Source organism: Mycolicibacterium cosmeticum (genome assembly GCF_000613185.1).
GTDB classification, from domain to species: domain Bacteria; phylum Actinomycetota; class Actinomycetes; order Mycobacteriales; family Mycobacteriaceae; genus Mycobacterium; species Mycobacterium cosmeticum.
The window spans coordinates 210,239-226,918 of sequence record NZ_CCBB010000002.1 but is presented as its reverse complement, the minus strand read 5'-3'; the positions used below and the strand labels follow the sequence as shown (position 1 = coordinate 226,918).

The following is a 16,680-nucleotide window of genomic DNA, read 5'->3' as shown; positions in this document are numbered from 1 at the left end:
CAAATCGCCGATCACCGCAGTGCGGCGCGGCCGCGGATCCGGCCGAGCAGCACCAGCGCCAGCAGCGTCACCGACAGCAGGATGGTGGTCGACGCGGCGGCCTGCAGCGCCTGACCGCGGTCGGTCAGCCCGAAGATGGTCACCGGCAACGTCTTCCACGTCGCGGGGTACACCATGATGGTGGCCCCGAGTTCGCCCATCGACAAGGCCACCGCCAGACCGGCGGCGGCACCGAGGGCCGGCAACAACAGCGGCAGCGTCACCTGCACCAGCACCCGCACCGGCCCGGCACCCAGCGATTCGGCGGCCTGCCGGTAGCACGGGTCCAGCCGCTGCAGTGCCGCCGACACCGAGCTGAACGCGAAGGCCAGCACCAGCACCGCGTGCGCCACGATGACGATCCACCGGGTACCACCCAACAGCAATGGCCGCGAGTTGAACGCGATCAGCAGGCCCAGACCGATGGCCACCGACGGTACCGCGATCGGCAGGTGGAACACCGCATCGGTGCAGCGGCGCAACCACATCGGGCAGTCCCGGGCGGCCAGCGCGGCCCAGGTGCCGACCAGCAGCGCAACAGCACCGGCGACGAACGCGGTCTGCAGGCTGACCGACAAGCTGGCCAGGTTGTCACCGCTGAGCGCGGTGCCGAACCGGGTGATGCCCAGGTCCGACGGCAGCGCACCGGTCCACGAACCGGCCAACCCGGCCACCAGCACGGTGCCCAGCGGGGCGATGAACACCACCAGCACCACCGCACCGAAGACGGCCAGCGCCACCGTCCTACTTCGCCGGTTCCACAGCAGCATCGGGACCGCCCCTTCCGGACATCATGCGCGCGAAGATCTTTCGGTAGGCGAGGTAGAGCGCCAGCGACAGCACCACCTGCACGGTCGCGATCACCGCGGCGCCGGGCAGGTCGAAGGTCACGATGCCCCGCGTGTAGATGAGCACGGGCAGCGTGAGCACACCCTTGGCGCCGGTGAACAGCACGATGCCGAACTCGTTGAGGGTCAACAACAGCACCAGGGCACCCCCGGCCATCAGCGCGGGCCAGGCTTCCGGTAGCACCACCGCCCGCAGCACCCGCCACGGTGACGCCCCGAGGCTGGCCGCGATGTTCAGCTGTGCCGGCGGGATCAAGGCGAACGCCGCCAGCAGCGGCCGCACCACGAACGGGGTGAAGAAGGTGATCTCCGCGGCGATCACCCCGGCCGGGGTGTACAGGAAGTCCAGCTCGAGGCCCAGCGCGGAATTGAGTACGCCCGCGGTGCCGTAGAGGAAGGTGAAGGCCAACGTGATGAGGAAGGACGGCAGCGCCAGCACGGTGTCGATGAGCCGGCCGACCAACCGCGAGCCGGGAAACGGCACGAACGCCAGTACGACGGCCAGGAAGGCCCCCAGGAGCAGGCAGCCCAGCGTCGAGGTGACCGCGATCGCGACCGTGCGCCACAACGCATCACGGAACTGCGCCGAGCCCAGCACCTGCGCCCAGATGCCGGGCCGAGCCGACTCGCCCAGCACCCGCAGCAGTGGGTACACCGCCACCAGCACCACCAGCAGCAGTGGCGGCAGCACCCACCAGTGCGCGCGGGCGCGCTTTGCCGGTACCGGTGTCCGGACCGGCTCTTCCACGAGCGTCATACTCCCCGTCGCTCCGCTCGCCCCAGGATCATCAAGAACCGGCCTGCACCAGCACCCCGGCCGGCTCCGGAATCCGCACGCCCACTTCGGAGCCCACCTGGAACCGGGCATGCCCCGGCAGGTCGATCTCGATGAGCTGATCGGGCATGCTGGTGATGGCCAGCACCAGCCGGGTGACCGCACCCCGCCACACCACCGCGTTCACCGTGGCGCGCAACGCATCCCGCTCACCGAGTGAGACCACGCGCAGCGCGTGCGGCCGGATGCACAACAGTGCCTTGGTGCCCGGCGCCCAGTCGATCCTGCCGGCGGCGGGTTGCGGCGCTTCGGCGCTGACCGTCTTGTGCGACACCGTCACCAACGCCGACGTCCCGATGACGCGGCCGACGGTGCACGGAATCAGGTTGGCCCCACCGAGGAAGGCCGCGGTGAAGCTGGTGGGCGGCCGCCTCCACAGGTTCTCGGCGGTGTCCACGTCCATCAGCCGGGCGTTGTTCATCACCACGATGCGGTCGGCCAGGGCCAGCGCCTCGGACTGGTCGTGGGTGACATACAGCATGGCGGTGTCGGGCAGCGACTCCTTGAGCTGCTGCAGCTCGGCCAGCATCGACTGGCGCAGTTGCGCGTCCAGGGCGGCCAGTGGTTCGTCGAGCAGCAGCACCCTGGGCCGGATGGCCAGCGCCCTGGCGATCGCGACCCGTTGCTGTTGGCCGCCGGAAAGCTCACGCGGCAGCCGCTTTCCGTACGCCGCCATGCCGACCATCTCGAGCACCTCGGTGACCCGGTCGGCAATCTGGGCGCGCGGCACGCGCTGTGCCCGCAGCCCGAACGCGACGTTGTCGGCGACGCGCATGTGCGGGAACAGGGCATAGGACTGCAGCACCACCCCGATGCCGCGCTTGGCCGGTGGCAGGTCGGTGATGTCGCGCCCGTCGAGGCGCACGGCGCCGGAGGACGGCCGGACGAATCCGGCCAGCGCGCCCAGGGCGGTCGACTTCCCGGACCCGCTGGGTCCCAGCAGCGCCACCGTCTCACCGGGAGCCACCCGCAGGTTGAAGTCGATCAGCGCATGGGCGGCATCGGAACCGCGGCCGTACCGCACGCCGACCCGGTCGAACACGATCGCCGGGACGGCGGTCTCGGAGGCGCGGGTGGTGTGCCGCCCCGCCGCCTTGATCTGCGCCATATCAGTTGCCGGTCGCCTTCTGGTAAGCCGCGACGTCGGCGTCCAGGTCGGCCAGCACACTGTCCCAGTCGGGCACCCAGATCTGCACGTCCTTGAGCACGGCGGCCGGGGTGTTCGGTGCGGGTGTCTGGCCGGCGACGGTGCGGATGGTGTCGCGCACCGGGATGCCCAACGCGTCGGGTTCGACGGTCTTCTGCACCTCGTCGGACAGCAGGTAGCCGAGCAGTTTCTTGGCGTCCGCGGCGTGCGGTGCACCCTTCGTCACGCCCGCCACATACGGCAGCGAGACGGTGGTGCGGGTGCCGTTGTGCGCCGGGATGAAGATGGTGAATTTCGACCCGTCATCCTTGATCGATCCGAGATTCATCTGCACATCGCCGTTGGCCACCAACAGTTCTCCGTTGCTGACCTTGGGCTGCAGCTTGCCGGTGGACGACGACGGGCCGACGTTGTTGACCTGCAACTTGCTCAGGTAGTCCAGGGCTCCCGGCTTGCCCAGCAGGTGCTGCAACAACACCAGCACGGCGGTGCCGTCACCGGCCTGGCCCGGCGTCGAGTACTGCAGCTTGCCCTTGAACTCCGGCTTGAGCAGGTCGTCCCAGGTGACCGGGGCGGGATCGGCGGCCGGGTTGGCGATGAAGCTCAACGCGTTGTCGACGATCGGCACGTACCGGGCGTCCGGTCCCACCTGATCCGCGGCGATTCCCGCGGTGTCGGCACCGCTCTGCACCAGCAGGCCCGACTTGTCGGCCTTCTGGATGAACGGCGGCAGGGTCACCAGCAGGTCGGCTTGCGGGTTGGACTGTTCCTTCTCCACCCGGGAGACCACTTCGCCGGATCCGGCCTCGACCAGGTTGACCGCGATGCCGGTGTCCTTGGTGAACTTGTCGAACTGGCCCTTGTACCAGGTGGCCAACCCGTCGGCGCTGTACACGGTCAGGGTGGTGCCGCCGGCCGAGCCGCTGGATCCGGTGCCGCCGCACGCGGTGGTCAGGGTGGTGGCGGCGACGGTCATCGTGACCGCAGCGGTGCGAAAGATACTGCGCAGTTTCATCATTGGTCTTCCGATTGGTGGGTGGCCAGGAGCAGATCGGCGAAGTCGACGACGGAGCCGACCACATGGGTGGCGCCGGCGGCGCGCAGTTCTTCCTCGCTGTGGGCACCGGTGAGGGTGCCGGCGGCGATGGCGGCGCCGGCCCGCAGTGCGCTGTCGACATCGGTGCTGGTGTCCCCGAGCACGGCGACGTTGCCGACGCCGTCGGCACCGAGTCGCATCAAGGCGGTGAGGACCAGGTCCGGGTACGGGCGGCTGCGGATGCCGCCGCCCGGCGCCAGGGCGAGGTCGGCCAGGTGCTGCCAGCCCAGCGCCGCCAACAGCTTGTCCTGGGTGGTGCCGGAGAAGCCGGTGGTGAGCGCGACCTTGATGCCGGCCGCGCGGAGGTCGGTGATGGCGTCGGCGGCGCCGTCGATCGGCGTGGCGTGGCCGTTGTCGATCAGTTCGGCGTAGGCGCGCTCGAATTCGGCGTTGGCACGTTGCGCTCGTTCCTCGGTGCCGAACAGCGCGCGGAACACCACAATCTTGGACTGCCCCATGGTATCCAGCACGTAGCGGCGGGCCTGTTCGCGTTCGGGCCCCTCGGCGGGCAGGCCTGCCGCAGAGGCGGCCGCCTCGAAGGCCCGGACCACCAGGCCGTCGTCGGCCACGGTGGTGCCGGCCATGTCGAGCACGGCGACCTGGATCGGGTTGTCCGACATACGTTCTCCTACAGTCCGATGAGATCGGCGGTTTGTTCGGCGATGGCGGGGCCCAGCGTCATGCCCCGGCCGCCGGGCCCGGTCACCACCCACACGTTGTCCTCGGGCGATGTCCGGCACACCAGTTGGTGCGGGTCGACGCACTGGCTGTAGACGCCGGCCCAGCGCTGCCGGACGGCCGGCAGCGGCCGGCCGAGGAACTCCTCGACCCGCGCGGCCAGGTAGGCGTACGGCGCCTCGGTGACGTCGAAGGCGAATGGTTCGTCGTATTCGTGGGTGTCGCCGATGGTCAGGCCCCCGTGCTGGCGCTGCACGCACAGCAGTTGCATGTGCTCGGCGGCCGCCACCGGAAGCTGAGGTTCGCTGCGCCGCAGCGTATCCAGCGCCGGACCGGCAAATCCGGGGTAGTAACGGAAGCTGTCGGCGTCGGCGATCGCGGTGGTCAGGGGCTCCCCCAGCGGCTCGGTCTGCATCATCTGCAGCCGCACCCGGCGGACGGGAAGGTCGCCGGCGAGCTCGCGGACCAGGCCGGCATGTGCCGCACCGGCACACACCATCACCAAGTCGGCGCCGTGCCGCTCGCCGCGGTCGTCACGCACCGTCAGGTTGTCCACCGAACGCGCTTCCACACCGGGTACAAAGGTGTATCGCCCGGTGCGGGAGAGGTATTCGCGGATGGCCGGCAGTGCCTGCCGCGATTCGACGGCAGCATCGAGCGCGCAGTGCAGCGCGCCCAGGAAGGTGCCGCGCAGGGCCGGGTTCAGCGCCCGGACCCGGTCCGGGTCCAGCAGGGTGAACCCGCGATATTCGGCGTCGCCCCGGTCGGCGGCCGCCCGAGCCACCGCCAGCTCCGCCTCGGTACGCAGCAACGTCATGGAACCCGTGGGCCGGAAACCGATTCCGGGGATCTCGGCACCGAGCTTCTCCCACAGTTCACGCGAGCGCAGCGCCGCGTCCAGCTCGGCGGTCGAACGCCCGGACACCCACACCAGGCCGAAATTGCGGACGGTCGCGCCGCGCGCCTGCACCTCCCGCTCCAACTGCAGCACCGTGTGGCCGCGCTGCACCGCTTCCAGGGCGTGGGCGGTGCCCAGGATGCCGCCGCCGATGATCGTCACGCGCATGGTGGTCGACCCTGACCTGCGCGCGCGACCTGTGCCCGACCTGATCATGTTGGCGGCGCGAATACTGAGTGAACAATTGGTATAGACCAAAGTGGGGTATCGTTGCGCCATGCGGATTCTCGATGAGGTCACCGCCGTGTTGCATTCGATGCGCGGGGTGTGGGACGAGGAGTCGGTCGACGAGTTCGACCACGCATTACAGGCCGCCGCCCGGGCGCTCGACGACGGCGCGGACGACGAGCTGGTCCTCGCCGCCGCCCTGCACGACCTGGCACACAGTCCCCTCGTCGCGGCCGGCTCCGAGCACGATCGGGTGGCCAGAGACTGGCTCACCCCACGATTCGGTGCGCGGGTGGGCTGGCTGGCCGGCGCGCACGTGGCAGCCAAGCGCTATCTGGCCGCCACCGATCCGTCCTACGCACTGTCGGCAGTGTCGGCGCTGTCGCTGCAGGAACAGGGCGGCCCGGGCGTCGACCCCGCCTTCACCACGCATCCGTGGTGGCCGGACGCCTTGCGGCTGCGCCGTTATGACGACGCCGCCAAGGATCCGGCCGGCCGGGGCGCATCCGTCGACGACGTGCTGGCCGTGGCCCGGCGGGTGCTGCAGCGATGACCCCCGTATCGAGGCCGGCATCCAGGCCGGTGCCCAAACCACACATGGTGCGCACCGGTCTCGACCGGATCCTGGCCGCCCTGCACGAGGGTGACGCGGTCCCCCCGGAACGCGAGCTGGCCCTGCGCTTCGGGGTGGCCCGGGAAACCGTCCGGCAGGCCCTCCACGAACTGCTGGTGGAGGGCCGCATCGAACGACGGGGCCGGGGCACCGTCGTGGCCGCCCCCAAACTGGTGCAGCCGCTGTCGTTGCGGTCCTACACCGAGGGCGCCGCCGAACGCGGCCGCGTGCCCGGGCGCCTCCTGGTGGACTGGACCGATATCGAGGCCGACGCCGAACTGGCCGCGGCGCTGGCGATCCGTCCCGGCGCGACCGTCATGCGGCTGGAGCGCGTCCTGTTGGCCGACGGTCGCCGGATCGGGTTGGAGAGCACCTACCTGGCCGCCAAGCGGTTCCGGTCACTGCGCTCCACCTTCGACCCGACCACCTCGCTGTATGCCGCGATCCGGGCCGCCGGCGTGGTGTTCGGCACGGCCACCGAACGCATCGAGACCGCACTGGCCTCACCCCGCGAGGCCGAGCTGCTGGACACCACCACGGCCATGCCGATGTTGTTGCTGAACCGGCGCTCACTGGACACCGACGGGGTGCCGATCGAGACGGTCCGTGCGCTCTACCGCGGCGACCGGATAGCTTTCGAGACCACCCTGTCGTAATACTGAGCGGGTGCCCAGCCCCGTACCCGCTGCCGTGTACCACCCCGATCTGGCCAGTATCGCCCGCTTCATGCCGCGCCAACTGGTCACCGCCCGCACCGCCCCGGTGATGCAATACCTGTCCCGCCGGATGGGGCGCACCGCGCCCGACGGGGTGGAGGTGTTGACGCTGAGTTCGGGCGTGCGGGTGCGGCTGCACCGCCCGCAGCAGGCACCCTCCCCCGGCCCCGCCTTGCTGTGGATCCACGGCGGTGGCTACGTGCTGGGCAATCCGGCTCAGGACGATCGGCTGTGCCGGCGGTTCGCCGACGAACTGGGTGCGACGGTGGCGGCGGTGGAATACCGCCTGGCCCCGAAACACCCCTACCCGGCCGGCCTGCACGACTGCTATGCCGCCCTGACATGGCTGGCCCGGCTGCCCGCGGTGGATCCGGCCCGGCTGGCCGTCGGCGGTGCCAGCGCCGGTGGCGGCATGTCGGCGGCGCTGGCGCTGTTGGCCCGCGACCGCGCCGAGGTGGCACTCGCGGCGCAGCTGCTGGTGTACCCCATGCTCGACGACCGCACCGTCGGCCCGGAGTTCGACGATCCCGGACACCGGCTGTGGACACAGGGCAGCAATCGATTCGGCTGGCGGGCGTATCTGGGTGATGCCGACCCCGATCGGGCGGTCCCGGCCCGGCACCGCGATCTGTCCGGGCTGCCGCCGGCCTGGATCGGTGTCGGCTCCCTGGACCTGTTCCACGACGAGGATCTCGCGTACGCCCGGCGACTGCGCGAGGCCGGGGTGCCGGTCGAGGTGCAGGTGGTGGACGGGGCCTTCCACGGTTTCGACGCCATAGCGCCCAAAACCGCAGTGTCGCAATCCTTCTTCGAAAGCCAGGTGGCGACACTGCGGCGGGCGTTCACCGGTTGGTCTCGGACTACTCCCTGATTTCGCTGTCCTCGAACACAATCCGGCCGATCAACTCATAGCGGCGCTGGTCGCGGAACTTGAAGTACAGTGCGATCGCCGCGCCGATCACGAACAGCGCGACCACGATCCACGGTGTCAGCTTGAACAGCAGGGTGCCCGATGCGGCCCCCGCAGCGGCGTCTTTGTGCTCCCAGAGCAGATACACCACGTACAGCATCCCGATACCGCCGAGCAGCGGTGCGGTGAACGTCTTGAACCAGTGCGCGCTGGACGGGTGGTTTTTGTGGAAGTGGAAGTAGGCGATCACCGAGAAGGCGCACAGCGATTGCACGATCATGATGGCCATGGTGCCCAGGATGGCCAGCAGCGTGTACATGTGCACATAGGGATCCATGCCCGCGACGAAGAACGCGAGGATGAGCACCAGGGAGATCCCGGTCTGCACGAAGGACGCGATGTGCGGTGACCCGTGCGTCGGATGCGTGGCACCGATGGTCTTCTGCAGGCCCTTGGACAGCCCCTCCCGACCGAGCGCGTAGATGTAGCGCGACGCGCAGTTGTGGAAGGCCATGCCACAGGCGAACGATCCGGTCACCAGCAGGATGTTGAACACCGTGATGGCCCACTCGCCGTACGTGCCGCGCACCGGGCCGAAGAAGATCTCCGACGAGGTGTCCGCGCTCTGCGCCAACTCGACGGACTTCTGCGGGCCCGTACCCGCGATGGCCATCCACGACACGAACACGTAGAACAGCCCGACGCCGATGACGCTGATCATGGTGGCGCGCGGGATGATCCGCTTGGGATCCTTGGATTCCTCGCCGTACATGGCCGTCGACTCGAACCCGACCCAGGACCAGAAGGCGAAGAACAATCCCAGCCCGGCGCTCGCGCCGGCGACCGCCGCCGGGGTGAAAGCACCGATCGGGTTGAGCGTCTCGGCCACCGCGAAACCGTCCGGGCCCCCGCCGGAGAACAACACCGCCAGCGCCCCGAGGGCCAACATGACGATCTCGGTCACCAGGAACACTCCCAGCACCTTCGCCGTCAGGTTCACGTCGAAGTAGGTCAGGATGCAGTTCAGCGTCAGCATCAGCAACGCCGGGATCAGCCAGTGCACGTGCAGCCCCAGCTGCGAGGCGAACAGGTTCTGGAAGAAGAACGCGAAGATGCCGATCAAGGAGGCCTCGAACACGATGTAGGCCATGGTGATCAGCAATCCGCTCGCCATGCCGACGACGCGACCCAGACCGTGCGAGATGTAGCCGTAGAACGCACCGGTGGCGGTGATGTGCTTGGCCATGGTGGCGTACCCGATGGCGAACAGGCCCAGCACCACGGTCGCCACGATGTAACCCGCCGGAGCGTGTGAACCGTTTCCGAATCCGACGGCGATCGGAACATTGCCGACCATCGCGGTGATCGGCGCGGCGGTGGCCACCGCCATGAAGATGACACCGATGGTGCCGACGGCGTTGCGTTTCAATCGTTGGACGTCGCTGGCGCCGTCACCTGCGGCTTTGGTGGGTGGTGCGATGTTGTCGGTCATCGGTGGGACATACCTTCCACGCTGGAAATGAGGGACGGTGTGGCGCACGCCACAGCCCGAACCCCTCGTATATTGGCACTACCAAAAGCCCGACGCAAGACCCAATCGCGGCCATTGACATATTTGGTCCTACCGTTTTACGGTGGGCGCCGTCACAGCTTCCCAGTGACGGTAGAGGAGCCGCATGTACGACTACGGCACGTTCTCGTTCGAATCGAAGACCGAGGTGCTGGAGCGCGCGAAGACGTTCTGGAATCCGGACAAGACCCAGTTCTGGACCGACTCCGGTGTCGATCTGGTGATCGACCGCCGCGAGGGGTACTTCCTGTGGGACATGAGTGGGCGCCGGCTCATCGACATGCACCTCAACGGTGGGACCTACAACATCGGCCACCGTAATCCCGAAGTGATGCAAGCTCTTTCCGAGGGCATGGCGCATTTCGACGTCGGTAACCACCACTTCCCCTCGGTGGCCCGCACCGCACTGGCGCAGCGTCTGGTCGAGACCGCGCCGGCGTCCATCACGAAGGTCGCCTTCGGTTCGGGTGGCGGTGAGGCCATCGACATCGCGCTCAAGAGCGCCCGGCATGCCACCCAGCGCCGCAAGATCGTCTCGATCGTCAAGGCCTATCACGGCCACACCGGCCTGGCCGTGGCCACCGGCGATGACCGTTTCGCCAAATTGTTCCTGTCCGACAACCCCGACGAGTTCCTCCAGGTGCCCTTCAACGACATCGACGCCATGGAACGGGTGCTGGCCGCCGGTGACATCGCCGCGGTGATCATGGAGACCATCCCGGCGACGTACGGATTCCCGCTGCCGGCACCGGGTTACCTGGAGGCGGTCAAGGCGGCCACCGAAAAACACGGCACGCTGTACATCGCCGACGAGGTACAAACCGGTCTGATGCGCACCGGCGAACTGTGGGGCATCACCAAGCACCGGATCGAACCCGACATCCTGGTCACCGGAAAAGGCCTGTCCGGCGGCATGTACCCGATCACCGCCGCACTGCTGGGTGACCGGGCCGCCCAGTGGCTGGACCAGGACGGCTTCGGCCACATCTCCACCTTCGGTGGTGCCGAGCTCGGTTGCGTCGCCGCGATCAAGACGCTGGAGATCTGTACCCGGCCGGAGGTGCGCTCGATGGTGCACTACATCGCCGACCTTTTCGACCACGGGCTGCACCGCATCCAGGCCGATCACCCGGACTGGTTCGTCGGGATCCGGCAGAACGGCGTGGTGATCGGACTCGAGTTCGACCACCCCGAGGGCGCCAAATTCGTGATGCGCGAACTGTACGAGAACGGGGTGTGGGCCATCTTCTCCACCCTGGATCCACGGGTTCTGCAGTTCAAACCCGGTGTGCTGCTGTCGCGCGACATCTGTGAGGACGTGCTGGACCGCCTGTCCGTCGCGGTCGGCCGAGCCAAAAACGCTGCGCGGGGAAGGAAATCATGACAACGACCGCACAGGCCGGTCACATGCTGGAACGCGCCCGCTGGGCCGCCGCCGCCTACGCCGAATACGATGCGGGCACCGTGTCGGCGATCGTGTCCGCGGTGGCCGAGGCCGGCTACGCCGCGGCCGAACGGTTCGCCGCCGACGCGGTGGCCGAGACCGGCATGGGCGTGGTGGCCGACAAGGTGACCAAGAACCGGGCCTGCTCGCGCGGCATCGTCGACTACTACACCGGCCAGGACTTCGTGTCCCCGCGCGTCGACCACGCCCGCAAGATCGTCGAGTTGCCGCGCCCCGCCGGGGTGGTGCTGGCGCTGACGCCGACCACCAATCCCGTTGCCACGGTGTACTTCAAGACCATCCTGGCGCTGATGACCCGCAATGCCGTCGTCATCGCCCCGCATCCGCGGGCCAAGCGCTGCTCGGCCGACGCGGCCCGGGTGCTGGCCGAGGCCGCGGTCGCCGCGGGCGCTCCGGACGGCATCGTGGCTGTGGTCGACGAGCCGTCCATCCCGTTGGTGCAGGCGCTGATGGCCGACGAGCGCACCGACGTCATCGTCGCGACCGGCGGCACCGGCGTGGTGCGTGCGGCCTACTCGTCGGGCAATCCGGCCCTGGGTGTCGGTCCCGGCAATGTGCCGGTGTTCGTCGACGCCAGCGCCGATATCACCGCCGCGGCCAAGCGCATCGTCGACAGCAAGGCCTTCGACAATTCGGTGCTGTGCACCAACGAATCGGTGCTGATCGCCGAGGAGACGATCGCCGACAAGCTGCGTGGCGCGCTCACCCGGGCCGGTGCGCACATCCTCGACGAGGACGGGGCCCGCCGGCTGCGGGCCTACATGTTCGCCGACGGCCACCTCAACACCGAGGTGGTCGGCCGGGACGCCGCGTGGATCGCCGGGCAGGCCGGCCTGCGCGTCACCCCCAAGACCAGGGTGCTGATCGCCCCGTTCGGTGACGTGGTCGCCGAGGAGATGCTGGCCCACGAGAAGCTCTCCCCGGTGCTCGGCATGACCACCGCCGCCGACGCGGCGCGCGGTATCCGGGCCGCCCGGGCGGTGGTGCGGATCGGCGGCGCCGGGCACTCGGCCGCCATCCACAGTGAAAACCCCTCGGTGATCGCCGATTTCGCGGCGCAGGTGCCGGTCTTGCGGGTCTCGGTGAATGTCGGCAACAGCACCGGCAGCTCCGGCCTGGACACCAACCTGGCACCGTCGATGACCATCGGCACCGGATTCGTGGGCCGCAGCTCCATCGGGGAGAACCTGGCACCGCAGCACCTGGTCAACTGGGCGCGCATCGCGTACAACGCCGAATCCGGAGTGCCGATGGGTGATTTCAGCGCGATCAGCCCATGGCAGGCACCGGCCGGTGCGGTACCTGCCTATCCGCGGGCATCCAACGACCCCGGCGGTGCCGCGGCCCCCGCCCGGCGCGCATATCAGGCCCCGCCCCGGTCTGCCGATCCGAATCTCGACGCCCTGCGCGCCGAGCTGCGCGCCCTTGTCGTCGAAGAACTCGCTCAACTGATCAAGAGGTAGATCCGTGGCTGAACTGCGTTCCTTCATCTTCATCGATCGGCTGCAGCCGCAGACGATGTCGTACCTGGGCACCTGGATCAAGGGTGCGTTACCGCGGGCGAACCAGGCCGCCCAGATCATCGAGGTGGCCCCGGGCCTGGACATCGAGGGCGTGACCGATGTCGCGCTCAAGCATGCCGAGGTGAAGGCCGGAATCCTGGTGGTGGAACGGCAGTTCGGCTACCTGGAGTTCCACGGTGAGACCGGCGCGGTGAAGGCCGCCGCCGATGCGGCGCTGGACTCGCTCGGCGGTGATTCGCACGCGGCGGTGCGCCCGACCATCCTGGCCTCGCGGATCATCTCCAGCGTCGACCATCAACACGCTTTCCTGATCAACCGCAACAAGATCGGTTCGATGGTGCTGGCCGGGGAATCGCTGTTCGTGCTCGAGGTGCAGCCGGCGTCCTATGCCATCCTGGCGACCAACGAGGCCGAAAAGGCCGCCGATATCAAGGTCGTCGACTTCCGGATGATCGGTGCCACCGGCCGGGTGTACCTGTCCGGCACCGAGGCCGACGTGCGCCAGGCCGCCGACGCGGCGCGGGATGCGCTGGCACGGACATGAGCATCTCGTCCGAGGAGCTGCGTGCGCTGGTGCGGGAGGTGGTGCGCGAAGCCGTCACCGGGCTCAAGGCGCCGGCACCGCAGCCGCCCGCCCCACCGGTTCAGCCCGCCGGCGTCGCCGAGCAGATGGGCCTGCAGCCCACCGGCCCGCGCGCGGCGGACGGTCGCGTGCGCACCGAGGAGGTGCGGCTGGCCACCGACGCCGACCTGGACGGCTTCGTCCGGAAACTGCTGCGGCTGTTCGAGAATCCGAAGAACCGGGCCGATATCAAGGCCGGCCGGCTGCGCTTCCGCCTCGGCGGCACCGGCCGGTCCGCGCCGGGCGGGACGGTGCACCGGTTCGACAGCGGTGCGGTAACCGAACGACAGATCGCCGACTTGGCCGGCGGCACGCTGGTGCTCGGACCGCGTGCGGTGCTCACGCCCCTGGCGCGGGAGAAGGCCAGAACGCTCGGCATCACCATCACGAAGAGTGCGCAAAAGATCGCCCCAGCGACGGAGGAGCGAAAATGATATCAGCGACCGTGACCGGCAACGTCTGGTCCACTCGCCGCGTCGACGGTATCCCGGCCGGCGCGTTCCTGGAGGTCCAGGTCGACGGCGGCGCCACCCTGATCGCCTTCGACGTGCTGGGCACCGGCGTCGGCGAGCGGGTGCTGATCGCCCAGGGCTCGGTGGCGTCGAGCTGGTTCACCGGCACCCCACCCCCGGTCGACGCCCTCATCATCGGATCCATCGACACCAATCCCAACAAATAAGGAGAAAAGTTCATGTCCAGCAATGCAATCGGCCTCATCGAAACCAAGGGCTTCGTGGCCGCGCTCGCCGCAGCCGACGCCATGGTCAAGGCCGCCAACGTGACCATCACCGATCGTCAGCAGGTGGGCGACGGCCTGGTCGCCGTGATCGTCACCGGTGAGGTGGGTGCGGTCAAGGCCGCCACCGAGGCCGGCGCCGAAACCGCCTCGCAGGTGGGCGAACTGGTCAGCGTGCACGTCATCCCGCGCCCGCACGGTGAACTCGGGGCGCACTTCTCGGTCACCAGCAAGTAGCCATGCCGACGGAAGCACAGGCGAGCGCGCGGATTCGCACCCAGATCCGCGTCTACCTGCTGGTGCAGGATCTGCAGCGGCAGTTCGCCGCCTACCTCGGCACCCCCACCCGGGCCAGGGGGTATCCGCCCTACGCGGGCGAGCACGCCCTCATCGTGGAGGTGTCGCCGGCTCTGGCGATCGAGCGGGTGATCGACCTGGCGCTGCGCGAGGTGCCCGGCATCCAGCCGGGAATCCTCTACGTGGAGCGGCAGTTCGGCGTGCTGGAGATCCACTCGGCCGATCTCGACGAGGTGCGCCGGGCCGGCGAGGCGATCCTGGCCGGTACCGGCAACAAGGCCTCCGACCAGCTCCGCCCCCGGGTGCTCTATCACGACATCATCACCGATATCACCGACCAGCACGCGGTGATCCTGAACCGCAACCGGCAGGCGTCGATGATCCTGCCCGGCCAGTCGCTGCTGGTGTACGAGATGACCCCGGCGCTGTTCGCGGCCGTCGCGGCGAACGAGGCCGAACGGGTGGCCCCCGGACTTACCGTGGTCGATGTGCAGATGATCGGGGCGGCCGGGCGGCTCTACATCGGCGGCAGCACCGCCGACGTGACGGTGGCCCGCGATCACATCACCGAGGTGCTGGCCGGCATCGACGGGCAGGATCAGTCGTGAGCATCACCGACGACCGGGCGGTGGCCGAACAGGCGCTGGCGCAGTACGACATCTCCGCCGACGCCGACCTGCGATTGCTCAACCTGTCCGAGAACGCCACCTATCTGGTCACCGACGGTGACGCACGGTCGATCCTGCGGGTGCACCGGCAGAACTACCATCTGCCGCACGAGATCGAATCCGAGCTGGACTGGCTGGCCGCGCTGCGGGCGGACAGCGATGTCACGGTCCCCACCGTGCTCGCGGCCCGCGACGGTCGCCGGGTGGTCACCGTGGACGACCCCGGCGCCGCCGGAACACCGCGTCACGTCGTGCATTTCGGCATGGTCGGCGGCGTCGAACCGGACGAGACCGCGTTGACGACGCAGGACTTCCACACCTTGGGCCGGATCACCGCGGCGCTGCACGACCACGCCAGGAGCTGGCAGCGGCCGGCCGGCTTCGGCCGCTTCGCCTGGGACTGGGAACACAGTCTCGGCGGCACACCCCGGTGGGGCCGCTGGCAGGACGCCCAGGGCGTGGGCCCGGCCGAACGGGCCGTGCTCGAGCGCGCCCAGGCGCTGCTGCGGGAACGGCTGACCGGCTACGGCACCGGACCCGAGGTGTACGGGCTGATCCACGCCGACCTGCGGCTGGCCAACCTGCTGGTCGATGCCGCCGCCGGCAACCAGATCACCGTCATCGACTTCGACGACTGCGGATTCGGCTGGTATTTCTATGATTTCGGCACCGCGGTGTCGTTCATCGAGGATGATCCGGCGCTGCCGGAATGGCAGGCGGCCTGGGTGAGTGGATACCGCGACTTCTCCCGTCGCTCCGCTCGCCCCGGTACCCGGCGGGAGCTGTCGGCCGGCGACGAGGACATGCTGGCCTCGTTCGTACTGCTGCGCCGGCTGCTGCTGCTGGCCTGGATGGGCAGCCACAGCCACTCCAGGGAATCGGCCACCAAGGCGATCAGTTATGCCGCGGGCAGCTGCGCGCTGGCCGAACGGTACCTGAGCTCCGCCGGCCACACGCTGTTCTGACCGACTGCCGGTTCTCGGCATCACATCTGAAGGGCACCAACCATGTTCACGTCACTGCAGGGCCGCACCGCCATCGTCACCGGCGCCAGTAAGGGCATCGGCCGCGGCATCGCCGAGACCTTCGCCAACGCCGGGGTCGACGTCGTCATCACCGGCCGCAATTCCGACGATCTGGACCGCACCGTCGCGGCCCTGGCCGGCGCGCCGGGCAAGGTCAGTGCCATCAGCGCCGACGTGTCCGATCCCGCCGACTGCCGCCGGGTGGTGACCGAGGCGGCGCAGCGGCACGGCGGCGTCGATATCGTGTGCGCCAACGCGGGCATCTTCCCGTCGGGCCGGCTGGAGGATCTCACCCCCGACGATATCGAGGCCGTGCTCGCGGTGAATTTCAAGGGCACCGTGTACATCGTGCAGGCCGCCCTGGCCGCCCTGGCCGCCAGTGGGCACGGCCGGGTGATCATCACGTCGTCGATCACCGGACCGATCACCGGTTACCCCGGCTGGTCGCATTACGGCGCCAGCAAGGCCGCACAGCTGGGGTTCCTGCGCACCGCGGCCATGGAGTTGGCACCGAAGCGCATCACCGTCAACGCGGTGCTGCCCGGCAACATCGCCACCGAGGGACTCGGCGAAATGGGCCAGGAATACCTCGACCAAATGGCTTCCGCGGTGCCGGCGGGCCGGCTGGGCTCGGTGGCCGACATCGGCAACGCAGCACTGTTCTTCGCCACCGACGAGGCCGCCTACATCACCGGCCAGTCGCTGGTGGTCGATGGTGGCCAGATCTTGCCCGAATCGCACCTGGCTATCGCCGAACTCTGATACG

General features: G+C 68.9%; 19 protein-coding genes. 12 read left to right on the top strand and 7 right to left on the bottom strand.

The annotated features are described in order from the left end of the window. Positions 1 to 11: 11 nt before the first annotated feature. From BN977_RS16385 to BN977_RS16360, 6 genes are read right to left on the bottom strand one after another with little or no spacing between them, the layout of a single operon-like run. The gene (locus BN977_RS16385; RefSeq protein WP_036399632.1) at positions 12 to 809 is read right to left on the bottom strand and encodes an ABC transporter permease; all 798 of its coding nucleotides are present in this window, start codon (positions 807 to 809) and stop codon (positions 12 to 14) included. Continuing rightward, the gene (locus BN977_RS16380; protein ID WP_036399629.1) at positions 784 to 1,644 is read right to left on the bottom strand and encodes a 2-aminoethylphosphonate ABC transporter permease subunit; all 861 of its coding nucleotides are present in this window, start codon (positions 1,642 to 1,644) and stop codon (positions 784 to 786) included. Before BN977_RS16380 ends, BN977_RS16385 begins: the two co-directional genes overlap by 26 nt. 31 nt (positions 1,645 to 1,675) lie before the next feature. Continuing rightward, the gene (locus BN977_RS16375; RefSeq protein WP_036399627.1) at positions 1,676 to 2,830 is read right to left on the bottom strand and encodes an ABC transporter ATP-binding protein; all 1,155 of its coding nucleotides are present in this window, start codon (positions 2,828 to 2,830) and stop codon (positions 1,676 to 1,678) included. 1 nt (position 2,831) lies between these two features. Continuing rightward, complete coding sequence (locus BN977_RS16370) at positions 2,832 to 3,884, bottom strand: 2-aminoethylphosphonate ABC transporter substrate-binding protein (protein ID WP_036399625.1); 1,053 nt, start codon at positions 3,882 to 3,884, stop codon at positions 2,832 to 2,834. Continuing rightward, positions 3,884 to 4,585: a phosphonatase-like hydrolase gene (locus BN977_RS16365; RefSeq protein ID WP_024450338.1), complete on the bottom strand. Its 702-nt coding sequence runs from the start codon at positions 4,583 to 4,585 to the stop codon at positions 3,884 to 3,886. Before BN977_RS16365 ends, BN977_RS16370 begins: the two co-directional genes overlap by 1 nt. 8 nt (positions 4,586 to 4,593) lie before the next feature. After that, positions 4,594 to 5,709 carry a TIGR03364 family FAD-dependent oxidoreductase gene (locus tag BN977_RS16360; RefSeq protein WP_036399623.1) on the bottom strand — a complete coding sequence of 372 codons (1,116 nt, stop codon included), beginning with the start codon at positions 5,707 to 5,709 and terminating at the stop codon, positions 4,594 to 4,596. 109 nt (positions 5,710 to 5,818) lie between these two features. On the opposite strand from BN977_RS16360, the gene BN977_RS16355 reads away from it, so the two are divergent. From BN977_RS16355 to BN977_RS16345, 3 genes are all read left to right on the top strand, one after another. Then, positions 5,819 to 6,322: an HD family phosphohydrolase gene (locus BN977_RS16355; RefSeq protein WP_036399621.1), complete on the top strand. Its 504-nt coding sequence runs from the start codon at positions 5,819 to 5,821 to the stop codon at positions 6,320 to 6,322. Next, entirely contained in the window at positions 6,319 to 7,038 is a 720-nt protein-coding gene (locus BN977_RS16350; RefSeq protein WP_036399619.1) for a GntR family transcriptional regulator, read from the top strand. The genes BN977_RS16355 and BN977_RS16350 overlap by 4 nt, the downstream gene beginning before the upstream one ends. A gap of 70 nt (positions 7,039 to 7,108) precedes the next feature. Beyond that, complete coding sequence (locus BN977_RS16345; protein ID WP_046873063.1) at positions 7,109 to 7,969, top strand: alpha/beta hydrolase; 861 nt, start codon at positions 7,109 to 7,111, stop codon at positions 7,967 to 7,969. Here the strand turns inward: BN977_RS16345 and BN977_RS16340 are convergent. Continuing rightward, on the bottom strand, positions 7,959 to 9,500 hold the full coding sequence (locus BN977_RS16340) for an APC family permease (RefSeq protein WP_024450343.1): 1,542 nt from the start codon (positions 9,498 to 9,500) through the stop codon (positions 7,959 to 7,961). The genes BN977_RS16345 and BN977_RS16340 overlap by 11 nt on opposite strands. A 184-nt stretch (positions 9,501 to 9,684) precedes the next feature. Here BN977_RS16340 and BN977_RS16335 point away from each other — a divergent pair, with 184 nt between their 5' ends. Genes BN977_RS16335 through fabG form a run of 9 tightly spaced genes read left to right on the top strand, consistent with a single transcriptional unit; the run spans position 9,685 to position 16,676 of the window. After that, positions 9,685 to 10,962 (top strand): class-III pyridoxal-phosphate-dependent aminotransferase, encoded by a 1,278-nt coding sequence (locus BN977_RS16335; RefSeq protein ID WP_036399617.1) that lies wholly within the window; start codon positions 9,685 to 9,687, stop codon positions 10,960 to 10,962. Next, the gene (locus BN977_RS16330) at positions 10,959 to 12,506 is read left to right on the top strand and encodes an aldehyde dehydrogenase family protein (RefSeq protein WP_036399614.1); all 1,548 of its coding nucleotides are present in this window, start codon (positions 10,959 to 10,961) and stop codon (positions 12,504 to 12,506) included. The genes BN977_RS16335 and BN977_RS16330 overlap by 4 nt, the downstream gene beginning before the upstream one ends. 4 nt (positions 12,507 to 12,510) lie before the next feature. Further along, a complete protein-coding gene (locus tag BN977_RS16325) occupies positions 12,511 to 13,110 on the top strand; it encodes a BMC domain-containing protein (RefSeq protein ID WP_024450346.1) in 600 nt (199 codons plus the stop codon). Then, the gene (locus tag BN977_RS16320) at positions 13,107 to 13,622 is read left to right on the top strand and encodes a hypothetical protein (protein WP_036399611.1); all 516 of its coding nucleotides are present in this window, start codon (positions 13,107 to 13,109) and stop codon (positions 13,620 to 13,622) included. Before BN977_RS16325 ends, BN977_RS16320 begins: the two co-directional genes overlap by 4 nt. Beyond that, entirely contained in the window at positions 13,619 to 13,867 is a 249-nt protein-coding gene (locus BN977_RS16315) for a EutN/CcmL family microcompartment protein (protein ID WP_036399608.1), read from the top strand. The genes BN977_RS16320 and BN977_RS16315 overlap by 4 nt, the downstream gene beginning before the upstream one ends. 12 nt (positions 13,868 to 13,879) lie before the next feature. Continuing rightward, positions 13,880 to 14,161, top strand: coding sequence for a BMC domain-containing protein (locus BN977_RS16310; protein ID WP_024450364.1), 282 nt, complete (start codon positions 13,880 to 13,882; stop codon positions 14,159 to 14,161). 2 nt (positions 14,162 to 14,163) lie between these two features. Then, entirely contained in the window at positions 14,164 to 14,829 is a 666-nt protein-coding gene (locus tag BN977_RS16305) for a microcompartment protein (RefSeq protein ID WP_036399606.1), read from the top strand. Then, positions 14,826 to 15,854 carry a phosphotransferase enzyme family protein gene (locus BN977_RS16300; RefSeq protein ID WP_036399603.1) on the top strand — a complete coding sequence of 343 codons (1,029 nt, stop codon included), beginning with the start codon at positions 14,826 to 14,828 and terminating at the stop codon, positions 15,852 to 15,854. Before BN977_RS16305 ends, BN977_RS16300 begins: the two co-directional genes overlap by 4 nt. A gap of 42 nt (positions 15,855 to 15,896) precedes the next feature. Further along, positions 15,897 to 16,676 (top strand): 3-oxoacyl-ACP reductase FabG, encoded by a 780-nt coding sequence (fabG, locus tag BN977_RS16295; RefSeq protein ID WP_024450350.1) that lies wholly within the window; start codon positions 15,897 to 15,899, stop codon positions 16,674 to 16,676. The last annotated feature ends 4 nt before the right edge of the window (positions 16,677 to 16,680 follow it).